Source organism: Arthrobacter sp. Bi26 (genome assembly GCF_918697925.1).
Classification (GTDB): domain Bacteria; phylum Actinomycetota; class Actinomycetes; order Actinomycetales; family Micrococcaceae; genus Arthrobacter.
Map to the genome: position 1 here is coordinate 1 of NZ_CAKKMF010000051.1, position 17,903 is coordinate 17,903.

The 17,903-nt window shown below is 68.8% G+C and carries 15 protein-coding genes; 2 read left to right on the forward strand and 13 right to left on the reverse strand.

The annotated features are described in order from the left end of the window. On the forward strand, nucleotides 1-768 hold a 768-nt coding region (locus LQV16_RS14210), incomplete at its 5' end, for a glycosyltransferase (RefSeq protein WP_229994562.1). Nucleotides 769-1,066: 298 nt separating this feature from the next. Here the strand turns inward: LQV16_RS14210 and LQV16_RS14215 are convergent. The 13 genes from LQV16_RS14215 to pyrR all read right to left on the reverse strand — a co-directional run bounded on the left by LQV16_RS14215 (nucleotide 1,067) and on the right by pyrR (nucleotide 16,498). Next, a complete protein-coding gene (locus tag LQV16_RS14215) occupies nucleotides 1,067-3,241 on the reverse strand; it encodes a primosomal protein N' (protein ID WP_229994563.1) in 2,175 nt (724 codons plus the stop codon). A gap of 168 nt (nucleotides 3,242-3,409) precedes the next feature. Further along, nucleotides 3,410-4,645, reverse strand: a complete 1,236-nt coding sequence (gene metK, locus LQV16_RS14220; RefSeq protein ID WP_229994564.1) for a methionine adenosyltransferase — start codon at nucleotides 4,643-4,645, stop codon at nucleotides 3,410-3,412. Between the two features lie 77 nt (nucleotides 4,646-4,722). Beyond that, a complete protein-coding gene (locus LQV16_RS14225; protein WP_229994565.1) occupies nucleotides 4,723-6,039 on the reverse strand; it encodes a bifunctional phosphopantothenoylcysteine decarboxylase/phosphopantothenate synthase in 1,317 nt (438 codons plus the stop codon). Nucleotides 6,040-6,091: 52 nt separating this feature from the next. After that, nucleotides 6,092-6,352 carry a DNA-directed RNA polymerase subunit omega gene (gene rpoZ / locus LQV16_RS14230; protein ID WP_229994566.1) on the reverse strand — a complete coding sequence of 87 codons (261 nt, stop codon included), beginning with the start codon at nucleotides 6,350-6,352 and terminating at the stop codon, nucleotides 6,092-6,094. A 39-nt stretch (nucleotides 6,353-6,391) separates the two neighbouring features. Next, the gene (gene gmk, locus LQV16_RS14235) at nucleotides 6,392-6,964 is read right to left on the reverse strand and encodes a guanylate kinase (protein ID WP_229994567.1); all 573 of its coding nucleotides are present in this window, start codon (nucleotides 6,962-6,964) and stop codon (nucleotides 6,392-6,394) included. A gap of 39 nt (nucleotides 6,965-7,003) precedes the next feature. Further along, nucleotides 7,004-7,321, reverse strand: coding sequence for an integration host factor, actinobacterial type (gene mihF / locus LQV16_RS14240; RefSeq protein WP_229994568.1), 318 nt, complete (start codon nucleotides 7,319-7,321; stop codon nucleotides 7,004-7,006). 212 nt (nucleotides 7,322-7,533) lie between these two features. Further along, on the reverse strand, nucleotides 7,534-8,400 hold the full coding sequence (pyrF, locus tag LQV16_RS14245) for an orotidine-5'-phosphate decarboxylase (RefSeq protein ID WP_229994569.1): 867 nt from the start codon (nucleotides 8,398-8,400) through the stop codon (nucleotides 7,534-7,536). Then, on the reverse strand, nucleotides 8,393-11,692 hold the full coding sequence (gene carB, locus LQV16_RS14250; RefSeq protein WP_090581086.1) for a carbamoyl-phosphate synthase large subunit: 3,300 nt from the start codon (nucleotides 11,690-11,692) through the stop codon (nucleotides 8,393-8,395). Before carB ends, pyrF begins: the two co-directional genes overlap by 8 nt. Next, the gene (carA, locus tag LQV16_RS14255) at nucleotides 11,692-12,924 is read right to left on the reverse strand and encodes a glutamine-hydrolyzing carbamoyl-phosphate synthase small subunit (protein ID WP_229994588.1); all 1,233 of its coding nucleotides are present in this window, start codon (nucleotides 12,922-12,924) and stop codon (nucleotides 11,692-11,694) included. The genes carB and carA overlap by 1 nt, the downstream gene beginning before the upstream one ends. A gap of 19 nt (nucleotides 12,925-12,943) precedes the next feature. Continuing rightward, complete coding sequence (locus LQV16_RS14260) at nucleotides 12,944-13,465, reverse strand: hypothetical protein (protein WP_229994570.1); 522 nt, start codon at nucleotides 13,463-13,465, stop codon at nucleotides 12,944-12,946. Continuing rightward, entirely contained in the window at nucleotides 13,462-14,850 is a 1,389-nt protein-coding gene (locus LQV16_RS14265) for a dihydroorotase (protein ID WP_229994571.1), read from the reverse strand. The genes LQV16_RS14260 and LQV16_RS14265 overlap by 4 nt, the downstream gene beginning before the upstream one ends. Continuing rightward, entirely contained in the window at nucleotides 14,850-15,902 is a 1,053-nt protein-coding gene (locus LQV16_RS14270) for an aspartate carbamoyltransferase catalytic subunit (protein ID WP_229994572.1), read from the reverse strand. Before LQV16_RS14270 ends, LQV16_RS14265 begins: the two co-directional genes overlap by 1 nt. After that, on the reverse strand, nucleotides 15,899-16,498 hold the full coding sequence (gene pyrR, locus LQV16_RS14275) for a bifunctional pyr operon transcriptional regulator/uracil phosphoribosyltransferase PyrR (RefSeq protein ID WP_290369379.1): 600 nt from the start codon (nucleotides 16,496-16,498) through the stop codon (nucleotides 15,899-15,901). Before pyrR ends, LQV16_RS14270 begins: the two co-directional genes overlap by 4 nt. A gap of 136 nt (nucleotides 16,499-16,634) precedes the next feature. Between pyrR and LQV16_RS14280 the strand changes: the two genes are divergently transcribed. Then, nucleotides 16,635-17,897, forward strand: coding sequence for a PrsW family intramembrane metalloprotease (locus LQV16_RS14280; RefSeq protein WP_229994573.1), 1,263 nt, complete (start codon nucleotides 16,635-16,637; stop codon nucleotides 17,895-17,897). The last annotated feature ends 6 nt before the right edge of the window (nucleotides 17,898-17,903 follow it).

Below are 17,903 nucleotides of genomic sequence, written 5' to 3' on the forward strand. Positions count from 1 at the left end.
GCCCCACCCGGGTTCCTGCCAGCCCCCGTCCGGATCCTGTGGCGCCTCTACCACAAGGCCTTCTGGCCCCAGCGGGTCCTGCTGAACAGGGCGGACATCGTGGCAACCATCAGCTCCACCACGGCGGCCCTGATATCGAAGTACCGGCTCACCCGGCGTCCCGTCAGGATTGTCGGCAACGCCCCCCAGCACGGCCACACACCGCGCGACCCCGGGGCGGGGGCCGACAAGACGCTGCTCTACATGGGTTCGTTCATGCCCTACAAGAACGTGGAAACCATGGTCCGCGGCATGGCGGAACTCCCGGACATGACCCTCCACCTGCTCAGCCGCATCACCCCGGAGCGGCGGGCCGAGCTCGAGGCGCTGGCCCCGCAGGGCGCAAACATCGTCTTCCACAACGGCGTGACCGACGCCGAGTACGAGGCCCTCCTGGCGCGCACCACCGCCCTGATCAGCCTGTCCCGGGCCGAGGGCTATGGCCTGCCGCTCGTCGAGGCCATGTCGCACGGCACGCCTGTGATCGCCAGCGACATCCCGATCTTCCGGGAAGTCGGCGACGACGCCGTCAGCTACGTGCATCCCGACTCGCCGTCGGAGTTTGCCGAGGCAGTGCGCGAGCTCGAAGACCCCGCACTGTGGAAGGCCCGTTCAAGCCGCTCAGTGGAGCGGGCCGGCGACTTCAGCTGGGACGAGTCGGCACGGCGGCTCGTGGCCGTCGCCGAAGAGGCCGTCGCGCTCCGGGGCCGCCCTCGCAACCGGAAATAGCCGGGACGGCTGTCAGTCGCCGGCGCGGAGGGCCACTCCGCGCCGCACTCGCATCGAGGCCGGGATGACGCCGGGGGCAGCGCGTCGAGGAGCACCCATTTGCCGCAGAGGGCCGCAATGGGAGCCGCCATTCCGGCCAGCTGTGGCGAATGGCCGTTGGCGACACGCCGAAAATGGCGAGTGTTCTTATGATGCAGACCCAGCTTCCGTGTCCTCGGCATCAAGGAGGTCGCAGGAACGCAGGAACGCAAGGACGCAAGGACGCAAGGACGCAAGGACGCAAGGACGCAGCGGAATTTTAGAGGACGTCCACGCCGTCCAGGCGCAGCTGCACCGGGTCGTCGCTGCGCTTGGCTGCGGCTGATGCCTTGACGGCCCGCATGACCGCCGTGGCGTCCGCGGCCTGGGCGTAGGGGATGAACAGCAGGGTCCGGACCTCCTCGCCGGAATCCCGCGCCGCAGAATCCCGCGGCGGCGTGCGGCCGGCCCCCGCGGCCGCCGGCAGGATGAGGGGCGCGGGCCCGGCCGTCCGGAGGACGGTTCCCTGCGCCGCCAGCCGCTGCTGGATGGCCTCCGTGAAATGTCCGACGGCGGTCCTGCCGCCGGTGACGGAGGCTACCCGCACGGCGGGCGGCAGCTGCAGCTCCTGCCGCAGTGCCAGTTCCCGGCTGGCGTACCCGGCCGGATCCCACCGCAGCAGGGCACCAACCCCGGCGGCGTCGTCGGCGGTAATGACCACCAGGCCGCCGTCGGGTGCCGGCCGCACCAGGGCCGCCGCGTTGAACCAGCGGCGGACTGCGTCCTCCCCCGCCCTCAGGTTTTCCCGGCGCAGCAGCGAGTCGCCGTCGAGCAGCAGGGCCGCGGCGTACCCGCCGGTGGCGACCGGCTCGGCACCGACGGTGGCAACCACGAGGGCTTTCGTCTCCGGAACGGTGGCCTTGATCTGGTCTCCGGAGGAGGTGATGACCGGTTTTCCCGGAAACGCCCGGCCCAGCTCCTCCGCCGTGCGCAGGGCTCCCGTGGCGCCACGCCGGAGCCTGGCACCGTTGCACGTGCCGCACCGCCATGCCGGGGCCGGGGACGAGCACCAGCGGCATTGCGGCACGGCGCTGCTCCCGCCCGGGCCGGCAATCGCCAGGGGCCCGCTGCAGGCGGTGCAGCGCGCCGGTTCCCGGCAGGTTTCGCACACCAGCGAGGGAGCGTAGCCGGCGCGGGCCACCTGGACCAGGACCGGACCGCGTTCCAGGCCCTCCTTGGCGGCCCGCCAGGCCGCCGCGGGGAGGCGGGCGACGCGGGCAAGCGGGTCATGTTCGAGTTCATAGCTGTCGGCCGTGTTCAGGACGCGCGGGACCGTCCGGCGGAGGACGGTCCGCTCCGCTTCCACGGCCTGGGCCCAGCCGGAGGCGACCAGCCGCTCCGTTTCGGTGCTGCGTGAATGGGCCGCGAGCAGGCACGCGGCCCCCTCCTGGCCCGCGCGGAGCAGGAGGACTTCGCGGGAGTGCGCGTACGGGGAGCGCTGCTCGATGTGGAGGTCGTCGCCGTCGTCCCAGCAGACCACGAGCCCGAGGTTCGGCACCGGCGCGTAGGCCGCGGACCGTGTGCCCACGGCGACCCCGGCCGCGCCGCTGAGGACGCGCAGGAAACTGCGGTAGCGCGGCGTCTGGCCGTCGTCCGCGGTGAGCCGGGCGACGTCGCCGGCAGGGAGGAGTTCCAGCAAGGCAGACTCCACGCGGTCGAGGTCCCGGTAGTCGGGCACCACAACGACGGCGCCGCGGCCGGAGATCCGGACCGCGGCCACCGCTTCCGCGATCATCCGCGGCCAGCCGCCGTGCCCGTACCCCTGGAGGGCGGTCAGCACGGCCCGGGGCGACTCCCCCGCGGCGAGGTGGGCGAGGAACGCCGGACCGTTGCGGTACGTGGCCCAGACGCTGCCAGCGGCCGGGGACGGAAGCGACACGTCGGTCGCAAGACCGAACATCTCAGTACCGAAAAGCGCGGGGTCGAGCCGGCCGTCCGGGGCGAATTCCCTTTCGAGTTTGGCCATGCGGGGCGGCACGGCAACGCGCAGGACGTCGCTGACCGTTCCGGCGTAACGCGAGGCGATCCGGCCGGCGAGCTCGGCCACCGCAGGGGTCAGGACTGGGACGGGAGAGAGCACTTTGTGCAGCGGCACGAGGGGGTGTCCGGCGTCGGACCCGGCCGTGCGCTCCAGCAGGTATCCGGCCAGCTCCTGCCCGTTGAACTTGACCTTGACCCGGACGCCGGGCACGGCCTCGGCGTCGAGGGCGGCAGGCACGCTGTAATCGAAGGGCCGGTCCAGGTGTGGCAGCGAGGATTCGATCAGCACCCGCGCCACCGGCAGCTGCGCAGCAAGGGCGGGTCCGGAGGCTTCCGCGGCGGAGGCGGGAAAGCCCTGGAGAAGGGACAGCTGCTGGGGTTCGCCGGGCGCGCCGCCGGCAGGACTGGGACTCACGGCTCGCACCTCCCTCGGGATCGTTCGACAAATGCACTGTTTTCCCAAATGCACTGTTTTCCCAAATGCACTGTAGCCAGGCCACTGGAGAGTGGCCTGGCTACAGTGCATCACACAGGACTGACAAAAACGCGCCGACGAGTCGGGCTCAAACGTCGTGGCCTAAACTCAGGCGTTGAAGAACGCCTTCAGCTCGTCCACCCGGTCCAGGCGTTCCCAGGTGAAGTCCGGGTCTTCGCGGCCGAAGTGCCCGTGGGCGGCGGTCTTGGTGTAGATCGGGCGCTTGAGGTCGAGGGCGTCGATGATGGCCCGGGGGCGCAGGTCGAAGATCTCGGCGATCGCGGCGCTGATCCGTGCCGGGTCCACGGTTTCGGTTCCGAACGTCTCAACGTAGGTTCCCACCGGGCGGGCCTGTCCGATCGCGTAGGCGATCTGGATTTCGGCGCGCTTGGCGAGGCCGGCGGCCACCACGTTCTTGGCGACCCAGCGCATGGCATAGGCGGCCGAGCGGTCCACCTTCGACGGGTCCTTGCCGGAGAACGCGCCGCCACCGTGGCGGGCCATGCCGCCGTAGGTGTCGACGATGATCTTGCGGCCGGTGAGGCCGGCGTCGCCCACGGGGCCGCCAATGACAAAGGCGCCCGCGGGATTCAGGATGTTGCGGGTCCGTGAGGTGTCCAGGTTGGACAGCGCCATGACCGGTCCCACCACATGCTCGGCGAGGTCGGCCCGGAGCCGGTCCAGGCTGGTGCCTTCGGCGTGCTGGCTGGAGATGACGACAGTCTCGACCGAGACCGGACGGTCGACGTCGTAGCCCACCGTGACCTGGGTCTTGCCGTCCGGGCGCAGGTAGGCGAGTTCGCCGTTCTTGCGGACCTCGGTCAGGCGCTCGGAGAGCCGGTGGGCGAGCCAGATCGGCACGGGCATGTAGGACGGCGTCTCGTCACTGGCGTAGCCGAACATGAGTCCCTGGTCGCCGGCGCCCTGGAGGTCGTAGTCGTCCTCCTGGCGTCCCTCGCGGGCTTCGAGCGAGTTGAACACGCCGCCGGCGATGTCGTTGGACTGCTGGCCGATGGATACCGAGACGCCGCACCGGGCGCCGTCGAAGCCGTTGGCCGAAGAATCGTACCCGATGCCCAGGATGGTCTCCCGGACAATCTGCGGGATCTCGACGTAGGCGTCCGTGGTGACCTCGCCGGCGACGTGGACCAGCCCGGTGGTGGCCAGCGTCTCCACGGCAACCCGGGACTCGGGGTCTTTGTCGAGCAGGGCGTCAAGGATCGCATCGCTGATCTGATCACAGATCTTGTCGGGGTGGCCCTCCGTCACCGACTCGGACGTGAAGAGCCGGAGCGCGGCGGGCGTGGACCCGTGGAAGGCGGGGATGTGCAGCGGTAAAGTCACTCAACTACCTTACTGGTTGGAAATCGGACGTCCGGCGGCGTGTGTCCCCATGCTAAGGAGATGTTGGTTACGCCGGGCTACGCCGGCGGTACAGCCCGGCTCAGCTCGGCGCTGATCCGGTCGATCACGGCGGCGGCGACGTCGGATTTGGAACCCGACGCCTCTTGGGGTTCGGAGCCGTCGCGGGAAAGGATGACTACGGAGTTCGTGTCTTCGCCAAAGACCATGTCCCGGCCCACCTGGTTGACGACCAGCAGGTCACAGGCCTTCCGGCGCAGCTTGTCCCGGGCATACTCGAGGACGTCGCCCCCGGCGTCGCCGGTCTCGGCGGCAAAGCCGACGATCAGCTGATCCCGGGACGCGGCGTCGCGGACCTCGACGATTTCCCGCAGGATGTCGGGGTTGCGCACCAGGTTGATCACCGGATCGGCGACGTCGTCGCGCTTCTTGATCTTGGTCCCGGAGACGTCCGCCGGGCGGAAGTCCGCGACGGCGGCGGCCATGATGACGACGTCGGAGTCGGCGGCCGCATGCAGCGCCGCCTTCCGCAGTTCCAGGGCAGTCTCGACCTGGACGACCTCGACGCCGGCGGGCGCCGGGACCTCCATGTGGGCGGCCAGCAGGCGGACGCGGGCGCCGGCTTCGAGGGCGGCTGCGGCCAGAGCCACGCCCTGCTTGCCCGAGGAGCGGTTGCCGAGGAACCGCACGGGGTCCAGCGGTTCCCGGGTGCCGCCGGCGCTGATGGTCACAGTGAGCCCGGCCAACGGCGGCACCACCGGCTGTGCCGCTGACGGACCTGCGGTCAGGACCGCGTTCACGTCCTGCTCCGCGGCAGGGTCGGCCAGTGCCCCTGCCGCAGCAACAGATGCCCCGGCAAGAGCCAGTGCGGCGGTGAAGATCGCCTCGGGCTCGGGCAACCGGCCGGGACCGGAGTCGGCGCCGGTCAGGCGGCCAATCGCGGGTTCCAGCACGGTGACGCCGCGGCTGCGCAGGGTTTCGACGTTGGCTTCGGTGGCGGGGTGCTGCCACATTTCGGTGTGCATGGCCGGGGCCATGAGCACCGGGCAGTCGCCGGCCATCAGCAGGGTGTTGGTGAGGAGGTCATCGGCCTGTCCGGTGGCCGCGCGGGCCAGGAGATCGGCCGTGGCGGGGGCCACGACGATCAGTTCGGCGTCGTGGCCGAGCCGGACATGGTTGACCGTGTGGACGGCGTCGAACACGCTGTTGCTCACCGGGTGCCCGGACAAGGCCTCCCACGTGGCGACGCCGACGAAGCGGGTGGCCGCCTCGGTGGGGATGACCGTGACGTCATGCCCGGCTTCAGTAAAAAGCCGGAGGAGCGATGCCACCTTGTAGGCGGCAATCCCTCCCCCGACTCCGAGGACTATGCGCACGTGATCTCCGTCAACAGGCAGTCTGTTTACTTGGCTCTTCCCGCGGAGGGAATTACTCTGTGGCTTCGATCGGCGTGGAGACGAGCTTGCCTTCGTTGATCTCGCGCAGCGCGATCGACAGGGACTTCTCGTTCAGCTTGGTGTCGACCAGCGGACCCACGTACTCAAACAGGCCCTCGTGCAGCTGGGCGTAGTACGCGTTGATCTGGCGTGCGCGCTTGGCACCAAAAATCACCAGTCCGTACTTCGAGTCGGCGGCCTTCAGCAGCTCGTCGATCGGCGGGTTGATGATTCCTTCAAGGTTCGTGGACACGAATTCTCCAAATTCTAACGGGCTGATGGCTTCCCGCGGCTAGCGCGGGTGGGGGGTCAGCCCCATGAGTGAAACAAGCTCGTCCGCTGCCCGGCGAACGTCGTCATTAATAACGGTGTGGTCGAACTCCGGTTCAGCAGCAAGCTCTACTTTACCGGTTTCCAGCCGCCGCTGCTGTTCCTCGGCACTTTCCGTGCCGCGGCCCACAAGCCGGCGCACCAATTCGTCCCAGCTGGGCGGCGCAAGGAACACGAACTGCGCATCCGGAACGGCCTGCCGTACTTGGCGTGCTCCCTGCAGATCGATTTCCAGCAGCACCGGCCGACCCTCGGCGATGGCCTGGTTGACCGTGCTCTTCAGGGTGCCATAGGTGTTCTGCCCATGCACCACGGCCCATTCGAGCAATTCGCCTGCAGCCACCAGGGACTCGAACTCTTCCTTCGACTTGAAGTAGTAGTGCACTCCGTCGATTTCCCCGGGCCGCGGAGCCCGGGTGGTAGCCGAAACGGACAGCCACACCTCGGGATAGTTATCGCGGATATAGGTGGACACGGTGCCTTTGCCAACAGCCGTCGGGCCGGCGAGGACTGTCAGTCCCGGTTTCTTGGTCACATATTCCTTTGGGCGGTGGTGGCAGCTCGGCGGACCGGGCTATTTGTCGTCAATAAAATCTACCAGCGCGCGGCGCTGGTGGATTCCCAGGCCGCGGACCCGCCGGGATTGCGCGATGCCAAGCTGGTCCATGATGGCCGCCGCCCGGACCCGGCCGATCCCGGGCAGGGCTTCGAGCAGCTCCACGATTCTCATGCGGGCAATGGCGTCGTCGGTTTCGGCGGCGCTGATGACGTTGGCGATGCTTAGTTCTCCCGTTTTGAGGCGCTCCTTTGCCTCGGCCCTGGTGGCCCTTGCGGCAGCGGCCTTGCGGAGGGCGTCGGAACGCTCCTGCGGAGTGAGGGGTCTCAAACTCACTGGAAGTCCTCCCTGCATGGCGGGACGGGGCACTCATGCCCTTGCCCCGAACCTACAGTCTGGCGGCGGCAGAAATCAATGGAAATCTGCTTGCCCCGGTACGGGAAAACTCAGGACGGGAAAACTCAGAACGGGAAAACTCAGTCCCCGAACGGGACAGCCCGCGGCCCGGGTCCGGCAGCGCCGGTCCCGGGCCGGCTGGGCGGCTGCCGCTAGGCGGCGAGGAGTTCGTCGAGGGTGCGCCGTGCGGCATCGCGGAGGGACTGCAGCTGCGGTCCGGCGCCGAGGATGTCCCGGCTCGAGGTGCCCAGAACCTGGGGGTAGGCCGCACCGAAGGTACGGCGCAGGTCCGCGGCCGTGGCGCCCTGCGCACCCAGCCCCGGGGCAAGGATGGGCCCGCGGACCGCCGCCAGGTCGAGATCCAGTGTGGTGAGGGCGGAGCCCACCGTGGCGCCGACCACGAGGCCCACTGAACCGAGGGAACCGTCATAGCGGCGGTTCTCCGCCGCGGCCGCTTCCGTGATCCGCCGCGCGACGGAGTCCGCCCCGCCGACGTGCTGGACCGAGGCACCTTCCGGGTTCGAGGTCAGCGCGAGGACGAACACGCCGCGCCCGGTCTCGGCCGCCAGGTCCAGGGCGGGCCGCAGTGACTCAAAGCCCAGGTACGGGCTCAGCGTGACCGAGTCCGCTGCCAGGGGTGAGCCGTCCCGCAGCCAGGCGTCGGCGTAGGCGGCCATGGTGGAGCCGATGTCGCCGCGTTTGGCGTCGGCAATGCTCAGCACGGACGCTTCCGCCGCCGCGGCAAGGGTGCGTTCGAGCACGGCGATTCCAGCCGAACCGTGCCGCTCGTACAGGGCCACCTGCGGCTTCACCGCGGCAGCGAGGGAGGCCACGGCCTCCAGGACGGTCAGCGAGAAGCGTTCCAGCCCGGCGGCGTCGTCAGTCAGGCCCCAGCGCTGCAGGAGTGCCGGGTGCGGGTCGATGCCGACGCACAGCGGGCCCCGGTCCGCCATGGCCCGCCCCAGCCGGGAGCCGAAGGACTCCCGGCTTGCCGTTTTGGCGGTGGGGGCCTCAGGCATCCTGCAGGGCCTTCAGGTTCGCGGCGTGCTCCTGCAGGCTCGTGACGGACCATTCGTAGGTGCGCAGCGCCTCGATCGCCTGGACGGCGGCGTTGAACTCGGCCACGGTGGTGATGCACGGGATGCCGATCGACGTCGCGGCGGCACGCAGTTCGTAGCCGTCGCTGCGGGCCTCGCCGCCGGAGGGGGTGTTGAAGACCATGTCGATCTCGCCGGCGATGATGAGGTCCGCGATGGTGCCTTCGCCCTCGGCGCTGGAGCCCTCGGCGACCTTCCGGACCGGGGTGGCCTGGATGCCGTTGCGGCGCAGCACGTCGGCCGTGCCGCCGGTGGAGACGATCTCGAAGCCGAGGTCCGAGAGCCGCTTGACGCCCATGATGACCGAGCGCTTGTCCCGGTTCGCCACCGACACGAAGATCTTGCCCTCGGTGGGCAGCGCGTTGTTGGCGGCCGCCTGGCTCTTGGCGAAGGCCGTGTCGAAGTGCTTGTCGATGCCCATGACCTCGCCCGTGGAGCGCATTTCCGGGCCGAGCAGGGAGTCGACCACCTTGCCCTCGGGGGTGCGGAAGCGGCTGAACGGCAGGACGGCTTCCTTGACCGAGACCGGGGCGTCCAGCGGCAGGGAGGAGCCGTCGCCGCTCTCCGGCAGCATCTTGTAGGCGCTGCGGAGCTGGTTAATGGTGACGCCGGTGCCGATCAGGGCCGCGGCCTTCGCCATCTGGACACCGGTGGCCTTGGAGACGAACGGCACGGTGCGTGAGGCGCGGGGGTTGGCTTCGAGGACGTAGAGCACGTCGGAGGCCAGGGCGAACTGGATGTTGATCAGGCCGCGGACGCCCACGCCCTCGGCGATCGCCAGGGTGGCAGTCCGGACCCGTTCCAGCACGTTGCCGCCCAGGGTAATGGGCGGCAGCACGCAGGCCGAGTCGCCGGAGTGGATGCCGGCCTCCTCGATGTGTTCCATGATGCCGCCGAGGTACATCTCCGTGCCGTCGTAGAGGGCGTCGACGTCGATCTCGACGGCGTCCTCGAGGAAGCGGTCGATCAGCACCGGGTGGTCCGGGGTGATTTCGGTGGCGTTGGCGATGTAGCGGGAGAGGTTGGGCTCGTCGTAGACGATCTCCATGCCGCGTCCGCCGAGGACGTAGGACGGGCGGACCAGGACCGGGTAGCCGATCTCGTCGGCGATCTTCTTGGCGTCCTCGAAGGACACTGCGGTGCCGTTCTTCGGCGAGACGAGCCCGGCCTTGTCAAGTACGCGGGAGAAGGCGCCGCGGTGTTCGGCGAGGTCGATCGCCTCCGGCGAGGTGCCGAGGATCGGCACGCCGGCGTCGGCGAGCTGCTGGGCCAGTTTCAGCGGGGTCTGGCCGCCGAGCTGGACGAAGACGCCCATGACGCCGCCGGTGCGCTCCTCGGCCGCGATGACCTCGAGCACGTCCTCCAGGGTGAGCGGCTCGAAGTAGAGCCGGGTGGAGACGTCGTAGTCCGTGGAGACAGTTTCCGGGTTGCAGTTGACCATGACGGTCTCGTAGCCGGCCTTGCGCAGCGCCATCGAGGCGTGGACGCAGGAGTAGTCGAATTCGATGCCCTGGCCGATCCGGTTGGGGCCGGAACCGAGGATGATGATGGACGGCTTGGCGTGCAGCGCGACCTCGTCCTCCTCGTCATAGGAGGAGTAGTGGTACGGGGTGTAGGCGGCGAACTCGGCCGCGCAGGTGTCCACGGTCTTGTAGACGGGACGGATGCCGAGGGCCTGCCGGACGCCGCGGACGACGTCCTCGGAGTTGTGGGTCAGGGCACCGATCTGCTCGTCGGAGAAGCCGTGGCGCTTGGCGCGTGTCAGCATCTCCGGAGTCAGTGCCGCGGCCTGCCGGATTTCGAGGGAGATCTCGTTCAGCAGCTGGAGCTGGTCCAGGTACCAGGGGTCGATCTTGGTGGCCTCGAAGAGCTGTTCCACGGTGGCGCCGCCGAGCAGGGCGCGCTGGACCTGGTGCAGGCGGTCGGTGGTGGGACGCTTGGCCTTCTCGATCAGCTCAGCAACTTCCCATTCCGGGACGTGGCTGAAGTCCAGCTGGGAGCCCTTCTGCTCCAGGGAGCGCAGGGCCTTCTGCAGCGCCTCGGTGAAGTTCCGGCCCATGGCCATGGCCTCGCCCACCGATTTCATGGTGGTGGTCAGGGTGGGGTCCGCCGCCGGGAACTTCTCGAAGGCGAAGCGCGGGACCTTCACCACCACGTAGTCCAGGGTCGGTTCGAAGGACGCCGGGGTCTTCTGGGTGATGTCGTTCGGGATCTCGTCCAGGGTGTAGCCGAGGGACAGCTTGGTGGCGATCTTGGCGATCGCGAAGCCGGTGGCCTTGGAGGCGAGGGCGGAGGAGCGGGAGACGCGCGGGTTCATTTCGATCACGACGACGCGGCCGGTGTCCGGTTCGACGGCGAACTGGATGTTGCAGCCGCCGGTGTCGACGCCGACCTCGCGGATGACGGCGATCGAGATGTCGCGCAGCCGCTGGTATTCGCGGTCGGTCAGGGTCAGTGCGGGGGCGACGGTGATGGAGTCGCCGGTGTGCACGCCGACCGGGTCGAAGTTCTCAATGGAGCAGACCACCACGACGTTGTCGTTCTTGTCCCGCATCATCTCGAGCTCGTATTCCTTCCACCCGAGGATGCTCTCCTCGAGCAGCACCTCGGACGTGGGGCTGTACTGCAGGCCCTGGCCGACGATCCGGCGCAGGTCGCCCTCGTCGTAGGCCAGCCCGGAGCCGAGGCCGCCCATGGTGAAGGAGGGCCGGACGACCATCGGGTAGCCGAGGTCCCCGGCTGCGGCGAGTGCCTCGTCCATGGTGTGGATGATGTGGCTGCGGGCCGACTCGGCGCCGCAGCGCTCCACGACGCCCTTGAACTTCTCGCGGTCCTCGCCGAGCTCGATCGCGGCAATGTTGGCGCCGATCAGCTCAACGTTGTACTTCTCCAGGACGCCGTTCTTGTCCAGGGCGATGGCCGTGTTGAGGGCCGTCTGGCCGCCAAGGGTCGGCAGTAGCGCGTCGGGGCGCTCCTTCGCGATGATCTTCTCCACCACTTCGGGGGTGATCGGCTCGATGTAAGTGGCGTCCGCGAACTCGGGGTCCGTCATGATCGTGGCCGGGTTGGAGTTGACGAGGATGACCCGCAGGCCTTCCTCCTTGAGGACGCGCAGTGCCTGGGTGCCGGAGTAATCGAATTCGGCCGCCTGGCCGATCACGATCGGGCCGGACCCGATGACCATGACGCTCTTGAGGTCAGTTCTCTTGGGCATTACTTCTTGTCCTCAGTCTTGGAATCGGTGGCAGTTTTTGTGCCTGTCTCTGTCTTTGAAGAAGCGTCCGCCATCAGCTCGATGAAGCGGTCGAAGAGGTAGGCGGCGTCGTGCGGGCCGGCGGCAGCTTCGGGGTGGTACTGCACGGAGAAGGCCGGGATGTCGAGGCAGGCGAGGCCTTCGACGACGTCGTCGTTGAGGCTCACGTGGCTGACCTCGACCCGGCCGAAGCGTTCCTCGGGGGCCTGGGTGGCGCCGTTGAGCGGGGCGTCGACGGCGAACCCGTGGTTCTGCGAGGTGATTTCGACCTTGCCGGTGCGGCGGTCCATCACCGGCTGGTTGAGGCCGCGGTGGCCGTAGCGCAGCTTGTAGGTGCCGAATCCGAGGGCGCGGCCCAGGATCTGGTTGCCGAAGCAGATGCCGAAGTACGGGATCTTCTCATCGAGCACGGAGCGCAGCAGCGCCACCTGGTTGTCCGCGGTGGCCGGGTCGCCGGGGCCGTTGGACATGAAGAAGCCGTCGGGGTTGACGGCCTGGACGTCGGCGAGGGTTGCCGTGGCGGGCAGCACGTGCACCCGGACACCGCGCTCGGCGAAGCGGACCGGGGTCATGCGCTTGATGCCCAAGTCGATGGCGGCAATGCTGAACCGCGGCTCGCCGTCCCAGCCGAAGTCCTTGGGCTCCACCGTGTACGCGGCGTCCACGCTGACTTCCTCGGCGAGGCGTGAGCCTTCCATCGGCGCGCTGGCCAGGACGGCGTCGAGAAGTTCCTTGTCCGTGGCGCGGGCGGCGTCGCCGGAAAAGATGCCGGCGCGCATGGTCTTGTGTTCGCGCAGGTGGCGGGTGATGGCGCGGGTGTCGACGCCCTGGATGCCGACGATCCCCTGCTCGACGAGCTCGTCATCCAGGGAACGTTCGGAACGCCAGTTGGAGGGCCGGCGCGCGGCGTCGCGGACGATGTAGCCGGCCACCCAGATGCGGCGGGACTCGGCGTCGTCGGTGTTGACGCCCGTGTTTCCAATGTGCGGCGCGGTCTGGACCACGAGCTGGCGCGCGTAGGAGGGGTCGGTGATGGTCTCCTGGTAGCCGGTCATGCCGGTCGCGAAGACCGCCTCGCCGAGCGCCGTTCCGGTGGCGCCGTAGCTGGTGCCGCGGAAAAACCGGCCGTCCTCGAGTACGAGGACTGCGGGGGTGGATGCTGCTGCAGCGGGTGCAGTGGGGTTTGCTGTCACTTTGGGGTCCGTCACGTTGTTACTTTCCACTATCGGCTTCTGCCTGAGGGGCTGCGGAGATCAAATCTTGGAGGGTGCTGAGGAGCACGGCCTTGTCCTCGGCACGGCGGGTCCGGTAGCCGGTGTCCAGCTCGTGGGAGCCGAGCATCCAGCTGAGCACCAGTAGGCCGTCTTTCTCGACGAACTTTCCGGCCATGCCGCTTTCCTGCCGCACACCGGTGAGGCGTCCGGCCGGGATGAACACCGGGCCGGCGCCTGAGCGCTCGAACAGGACGCCTTCGGGGTGCACGCTGAGCTTGGCGTTGGTGCGGACGCCCAGGTTGTGCACGGCGATCCGGTCCAGCCAGTCGCCGGCGGTGGTGGATGCGACGTACTGGCCGTCGGCGGCGGCCAGCGGGGCGCCAAGCCCGGCGGGAACCTCGGGGAGGGGCTCGACGTCGGACTGGCGGCGCAGGCGGTTGCGCCAGCCGACGGCGATGAGGGTAAGCGCGACGCCGATCAGGACGAGGGTGAAGAGCAGGGAAAGGTCCTTGACCGTCATGGGCGGAGGCCCGCCGGTCCGGCGTCGACGGCGTCGACCGGCCACCGGTACGGGGTGTTGAGTTTTCCGTCGAGAACGGTCGGGTGGCCCTTGAAGAACGTCGCCACTACCTTCCCTGGCAGTTCCCGGCCGGCAAACGGAGAGTTACGGCCCATGGTTGCCATCTTAGAAGGGTCCACGGTCCAGCGCGCAGCCGCGTCCACGAGTATGACGTTGGCGGGCTCACCGGCCTCGAGCGGGCGGCCCTGGTCCTGGACCCGGCCGATGGCGGCCGGCGCCGTGGAGGTCACGCGGGCAAAGTCTTCCCAGCCCATCAGGCCGGTTTCGATCATGGTGTGCTGCACCACGGACAGCGCGGTTTCCAGCCCGGTCATGCCCATGGCCGCCTGCGCCCACTCGCATTCCTTGTGTTCGCTCGGGTGCGGGGCGTGGTCGGTGCCGACGACGTCGATCGTGCCGTCGGCCAGGGCGGCGCGGAGGGCCTGGACATCGGCGTCGGTGCGCAGCGGCGGGTTGACCTTGTAGACCGGGTCGTAGCTGCGGGCGAGCTCATCGGTGAGCCAGAGGTGGTGCGGGGTGACCTCGGCCGTGACGTTGACGCCGCGGGACTTGGCCCAGCGGATGATCTCCACGGACCCTGCCGTGGAGACGTGGCAAACGTGCAGGCGGGAGCCGACGTGCTGGGCCAGCAGCACGTCCCGGGCGATGATGCTCTCTTCGGCGACGGCCGGCCAGCCGGCCAGGCCCAGGACGGCGGAGACCTCGCCCTCGTTCATCTGGGCGCCGGCGGTGAGGCGGGGTTCCTGGGCGTGCTGGGCCACGACGCCGTCGAACGCCTTGACGTATTCGAGTGCGCGGCGCATCAGCACCGGATCGTGCACGCAGATGCCGTCGTCGGAGAACACCCGCACGTGCGCGCGGGAGTCGGCCATGGCGCCGAGTTCGGCGAGCTGCTCCCCCGCGAGTCCCACGGTCACGGCGCCCACCGGGCGGACGTCCACCCAGCCGGCGGTCCGGCCCAGGGTGAGGACTTGTTCGACGACGCCGGCGGTGTCCGCCACCGGGGTGCTGTTGGCCATCGCATGGACTGCCGTGTAGCCGCCCAGCGCGGCGGCGCGGGTGCCGGTTTCAACGGTTTCGGCGTCTTCGCGGCCGGGTTCGCGCAGATGGGTGTGGATGTCCACCATGCCCGGGAGCGCAATGAGGCCTGCGGCGTCAATTACCGTTGCGTCCCTCACCCCGGCGCTGTCGGCGTCCAACTGCCGGCCGCGGGCGGCGATCACGCCGTCCCGGATCAGCAGGTCCTCGGCTGCCCCGCCCAGGATCGCGGCGCCTCGGATGAGGTAGGCGCCGCTGTTGTCTGCGTGCTGTTGCTGTTCGGCCATCAGTGGCTCTCCTGGTGGGAATAAGTGAGGTTCGGATTGGCGGCGGGGGAGGTTGCGGCAGATACAGATACAGGTGCGGCGGCCGGTTCGCGGTTCTCCCCGGAAAGCAGCAGGTACAGCGCCGCCATGCGGATCGAGACGCCGTTGCGGACCTGCGCCAGCACGGTGGAGCGGGGCGAGTCGGCCGCGGCCGCGGAGATCTCCAGGCCGCGGTTCATCGGACCCGGGTGCATGATGATGGTGTCCTTGAGCCCGAGGCTGTCCAGGGCCCGGAGCCGGTTGTCGTCGAAGCCCCAGCGGCGCGAGTACTCGCGGGTGGTCGGGAAGAAGGACGCATTCATCCGTTCGCCCTGGACCCGGAGCATCATCATGGCGTCCACTCCCTGCGCGAGCGTCTCGTCGAGGTCGAAGCTGACGGCGCACGGCCATTTTTCGACGCCGATGGGCAGCAGCGTGGGCGGCGCGACGAGCGTGACCTCGGCGCCGAGGGTGCGCAGCAGCCAGACGTTGGAGCGGGCCACCCGGGAGTGCAGCACGTCGCCGGCGATGGCGACGCGCATGCCTGTGAGGTCCGCCCCGGCCGACGGCGTGCCGGCGAGCTTCGACCAGTGCCGGCGCATGGTGAACGCGTCCAGCAGCGCCTGGGTGGGGTGTTCGTGGGTGCCGTCGCCGGCGTTGATGACGGCGGCGTCGATCCAGTCGGTCGCAGCGAGCCGGTGCGGGGCGCCGGAGGCCCAGTGCCGGATAACCACCGCGTCGGCGCCCATCGCGGCGAGGGTCTGGGCGGTGTCCTTGAGTGACTCGCCCTTTGAGACGGAGGAGCCCTTCGCGGCGAAGTTGATGACGTCGGCGGAGAGCCGCTTGGCGGCGGCTTCGAAGGAGATCCGGGTGCGGGTGGAGTCCTCGAAGAACAGGTTGACCACGGTGCGCCCGCGCAGGGCGGGGAGCTTTTTGACTTCGCGCTCCCCCACGGCCGACATTTCCTCGGCGGTGTCCAGGATGCGGATGGCGTCATGCAGGCTCAGGTCTTCGGTGGAGAGCAGGTGCCTCATGCGGTGGCCTCGATGACCACTTCATTGATGGGGGCGCCGTCCACAGAGTCGGTTTCCTCGAGGCGGACGCGGACCTTCTCGGACGAGGACGTGGGCAGGTTCTTGCCGACGTGGTCCGCGCGGATGGGCAGTTCCCGGTGGCCGCGGTCGATCAGCACGGCCAGGCGGACAATCCGCGGGCGGCCGAGGTCGATGATGGCATCGAGGGCTGCCCTGATGGTGCGTCCGGAGTAAAGGACGTCGTCGATCAGCACAACAACTTTGTTGTCGATCCCGGTCCGCGGGAGCTGGGTGGGGTACGGCGGCCTGGTGGGCTGGTGCGAGAGGTCATCGCGGAACATGGTGACATCGAGCTGGCCGACTATCGCGGCGGCGTCCACGGTGGGGTCGGCGGCAGCGATCTTGGCGGCGAGGCGGACGGCCAGGGGATAGCCCCGGCGCGGGATGCCCAGCAGGACGAGGTCCTGGGAGCCCTTGTTGGCCTCGAGAATTTCATGGGCGATACGAGTGAGGGCGCGGTCGATGTCAGCCTGGTTGAGGACAACCCGGGTGAGCATCACCTTCGCCGGACCCGGTGCTGAGGGCACAGAAGTCAAAGCTCGTCTCCCCTTTCCCCGCCTCACGGGACGGAATTAAAAAAGGATTATTTGCTCTTTCAAATTACCACAGCGGGGCTGACGCCCCGTCGCCGCCGGAATGCGTTTAACCTCACACGGACATAGGCTCGGTTCCATGACGACGAACGAGCCGCGCCACGGGCATGACCACCCCGGCGCCTCCGGTGAGCGGCCGCTGCCCCAGCAGGCCAACCCGACGTGGCTGGGGCACGTCCAGCCGGCGGATTACCAGAGGGCCCCTGCCAACAGCCGCGGCCAGTTCGAGCCGGCATTCCCTCCCGCCCTTCCGGCGGTCGCGGGCGGCCGCCGTTCCGCCGGCGTTCTTGGCCTCGTGCTGGCCGGCGGATTCCTCGCGTTCATCAGCCTCTTCCTGGTCCTGCCCTTCCTCCTGGAAAGGACCGGAATCTCGGGCTTTGTCATTGGCTTCATCGCCTCCCTGATTCCGCTGGGCACCGTGTTGCTGACGGTGCGCTTCATCGACCGCTGGGAGCCTGAGCCCAAGCCGCTGCTGCTTTTCGCCTTTGCCTGGGGAGCTGTCGTCTCGATAGCGGTGACGATGCTGATTCAGCCCTATTTTTCATTGGTGGCGGGACCTGCCTCGGGACTGGACTATACGACGTTCGCGGTGACGGTCCAGGCACCGGTGGTCGAGGAATTCGCCAAGTCCCTGGGGCTGCTGGTGCTCCTGCTCTTCGCCCCGAGGCACTTCAACGGACCGGTGGACGGCGTGGTGTTCGCCTTCACCATCGCGGCAGGCTTCGCGTTCACCGAGAACATCCTTTACTTCGGCCGCGCCATCGCCGAATCGTCCGACCCCGGCACGGACCTCGCGGTGGTGTTCTTCCTCCGCGGGGTCATGTCCCCCTTCGCCCACGCAATCTTCACGGGAACCACCGGCCTGATCATGGGCCTCGCCGCGACCCGCGGGCGGACCGGCCTGTCCGTGCTGGCGTTCGTCGTCGGCCTCGTCCCCGCGATGCTGCTGCACAGCGGCTGGAACAGCATGGGCCAGGACTTCCTGGCCCAGTATCTGCTGGTGCAGGTGCCGATCTTCGTGCTGGCGGTCCTGGTCATCGTGCTGCTGCGGGTGGCGGAGCGCAGGCTCACCCGCCAGCGGCTTATGGAATACGCGGCCGCGGGCTGGTTCACCACGGCCGAGGTGGAAATGCTGGCCACCGCCGCGGGCCGCCGTTCTGCGCTGCGCTGGGCAAAGTCCGTCGGGCGGGGCGCACAGATGAGGTCTTTGCTCGATGCAGCCACCCAGCTTGCCTTCACCCGGCAACGGATTCTCAGCGGCCGGGACGTGCCGGCGCACCAACGCGATGAGCAGCACCAGCTCGCCGAGATCGCCGCGCTCCGGGCCGCCGCCGTCGGCTAACGAAAG

What these genes read in the sequence shown, in the direction of transcription:
- carB (WP_090581086.1), bottom strand. Translation starts at nt 11,692, where the DNA reads ATGCCCAAGAGAACTGACCTCAAGAGCGTCATGGTCATCGGGTCCGGC.
- LQV16_RS14260 (WP_229994570.1), bottom strand. Translation starts at nt 13,465, where the DNA reads ATGACGGTCAAGGACCTTTCCCTGCTCTTCACCCTCGTCCTGATCGGC.
- pyrF (WP_229994569.1), bottom strand. Translation starts at nt 8,400, where the DNA reads ATGCCTGAGGCCCCCACCGCCAAAACGGCAAGCCGGGAGTCCTTCGGC.
- LQV16_RS14280 (WP_229994573.1), top strand. Translation starts at nt 16,635, where the DNA reads ATGACGACGAACGAGCCGCGCCACGGGCATGACCACCCCGGCGCCTCC.
- LQV16_RS14270 (WP_229994572.1), bottom strand. Translation starts at nt 15,902, where the DNA reads ATGAGGCACCTGCTCTCCACCGAAGACCTGAGCCTGCATGACGCCATC.
- LQV16_RS14265 (WP_229994571.1), bottom strand. Translation starts at nt 14,850, where the DNA reads ATGGCCGAACAGCAACAGCACGCAGACAACAGCGGCGCCTACCTCATC.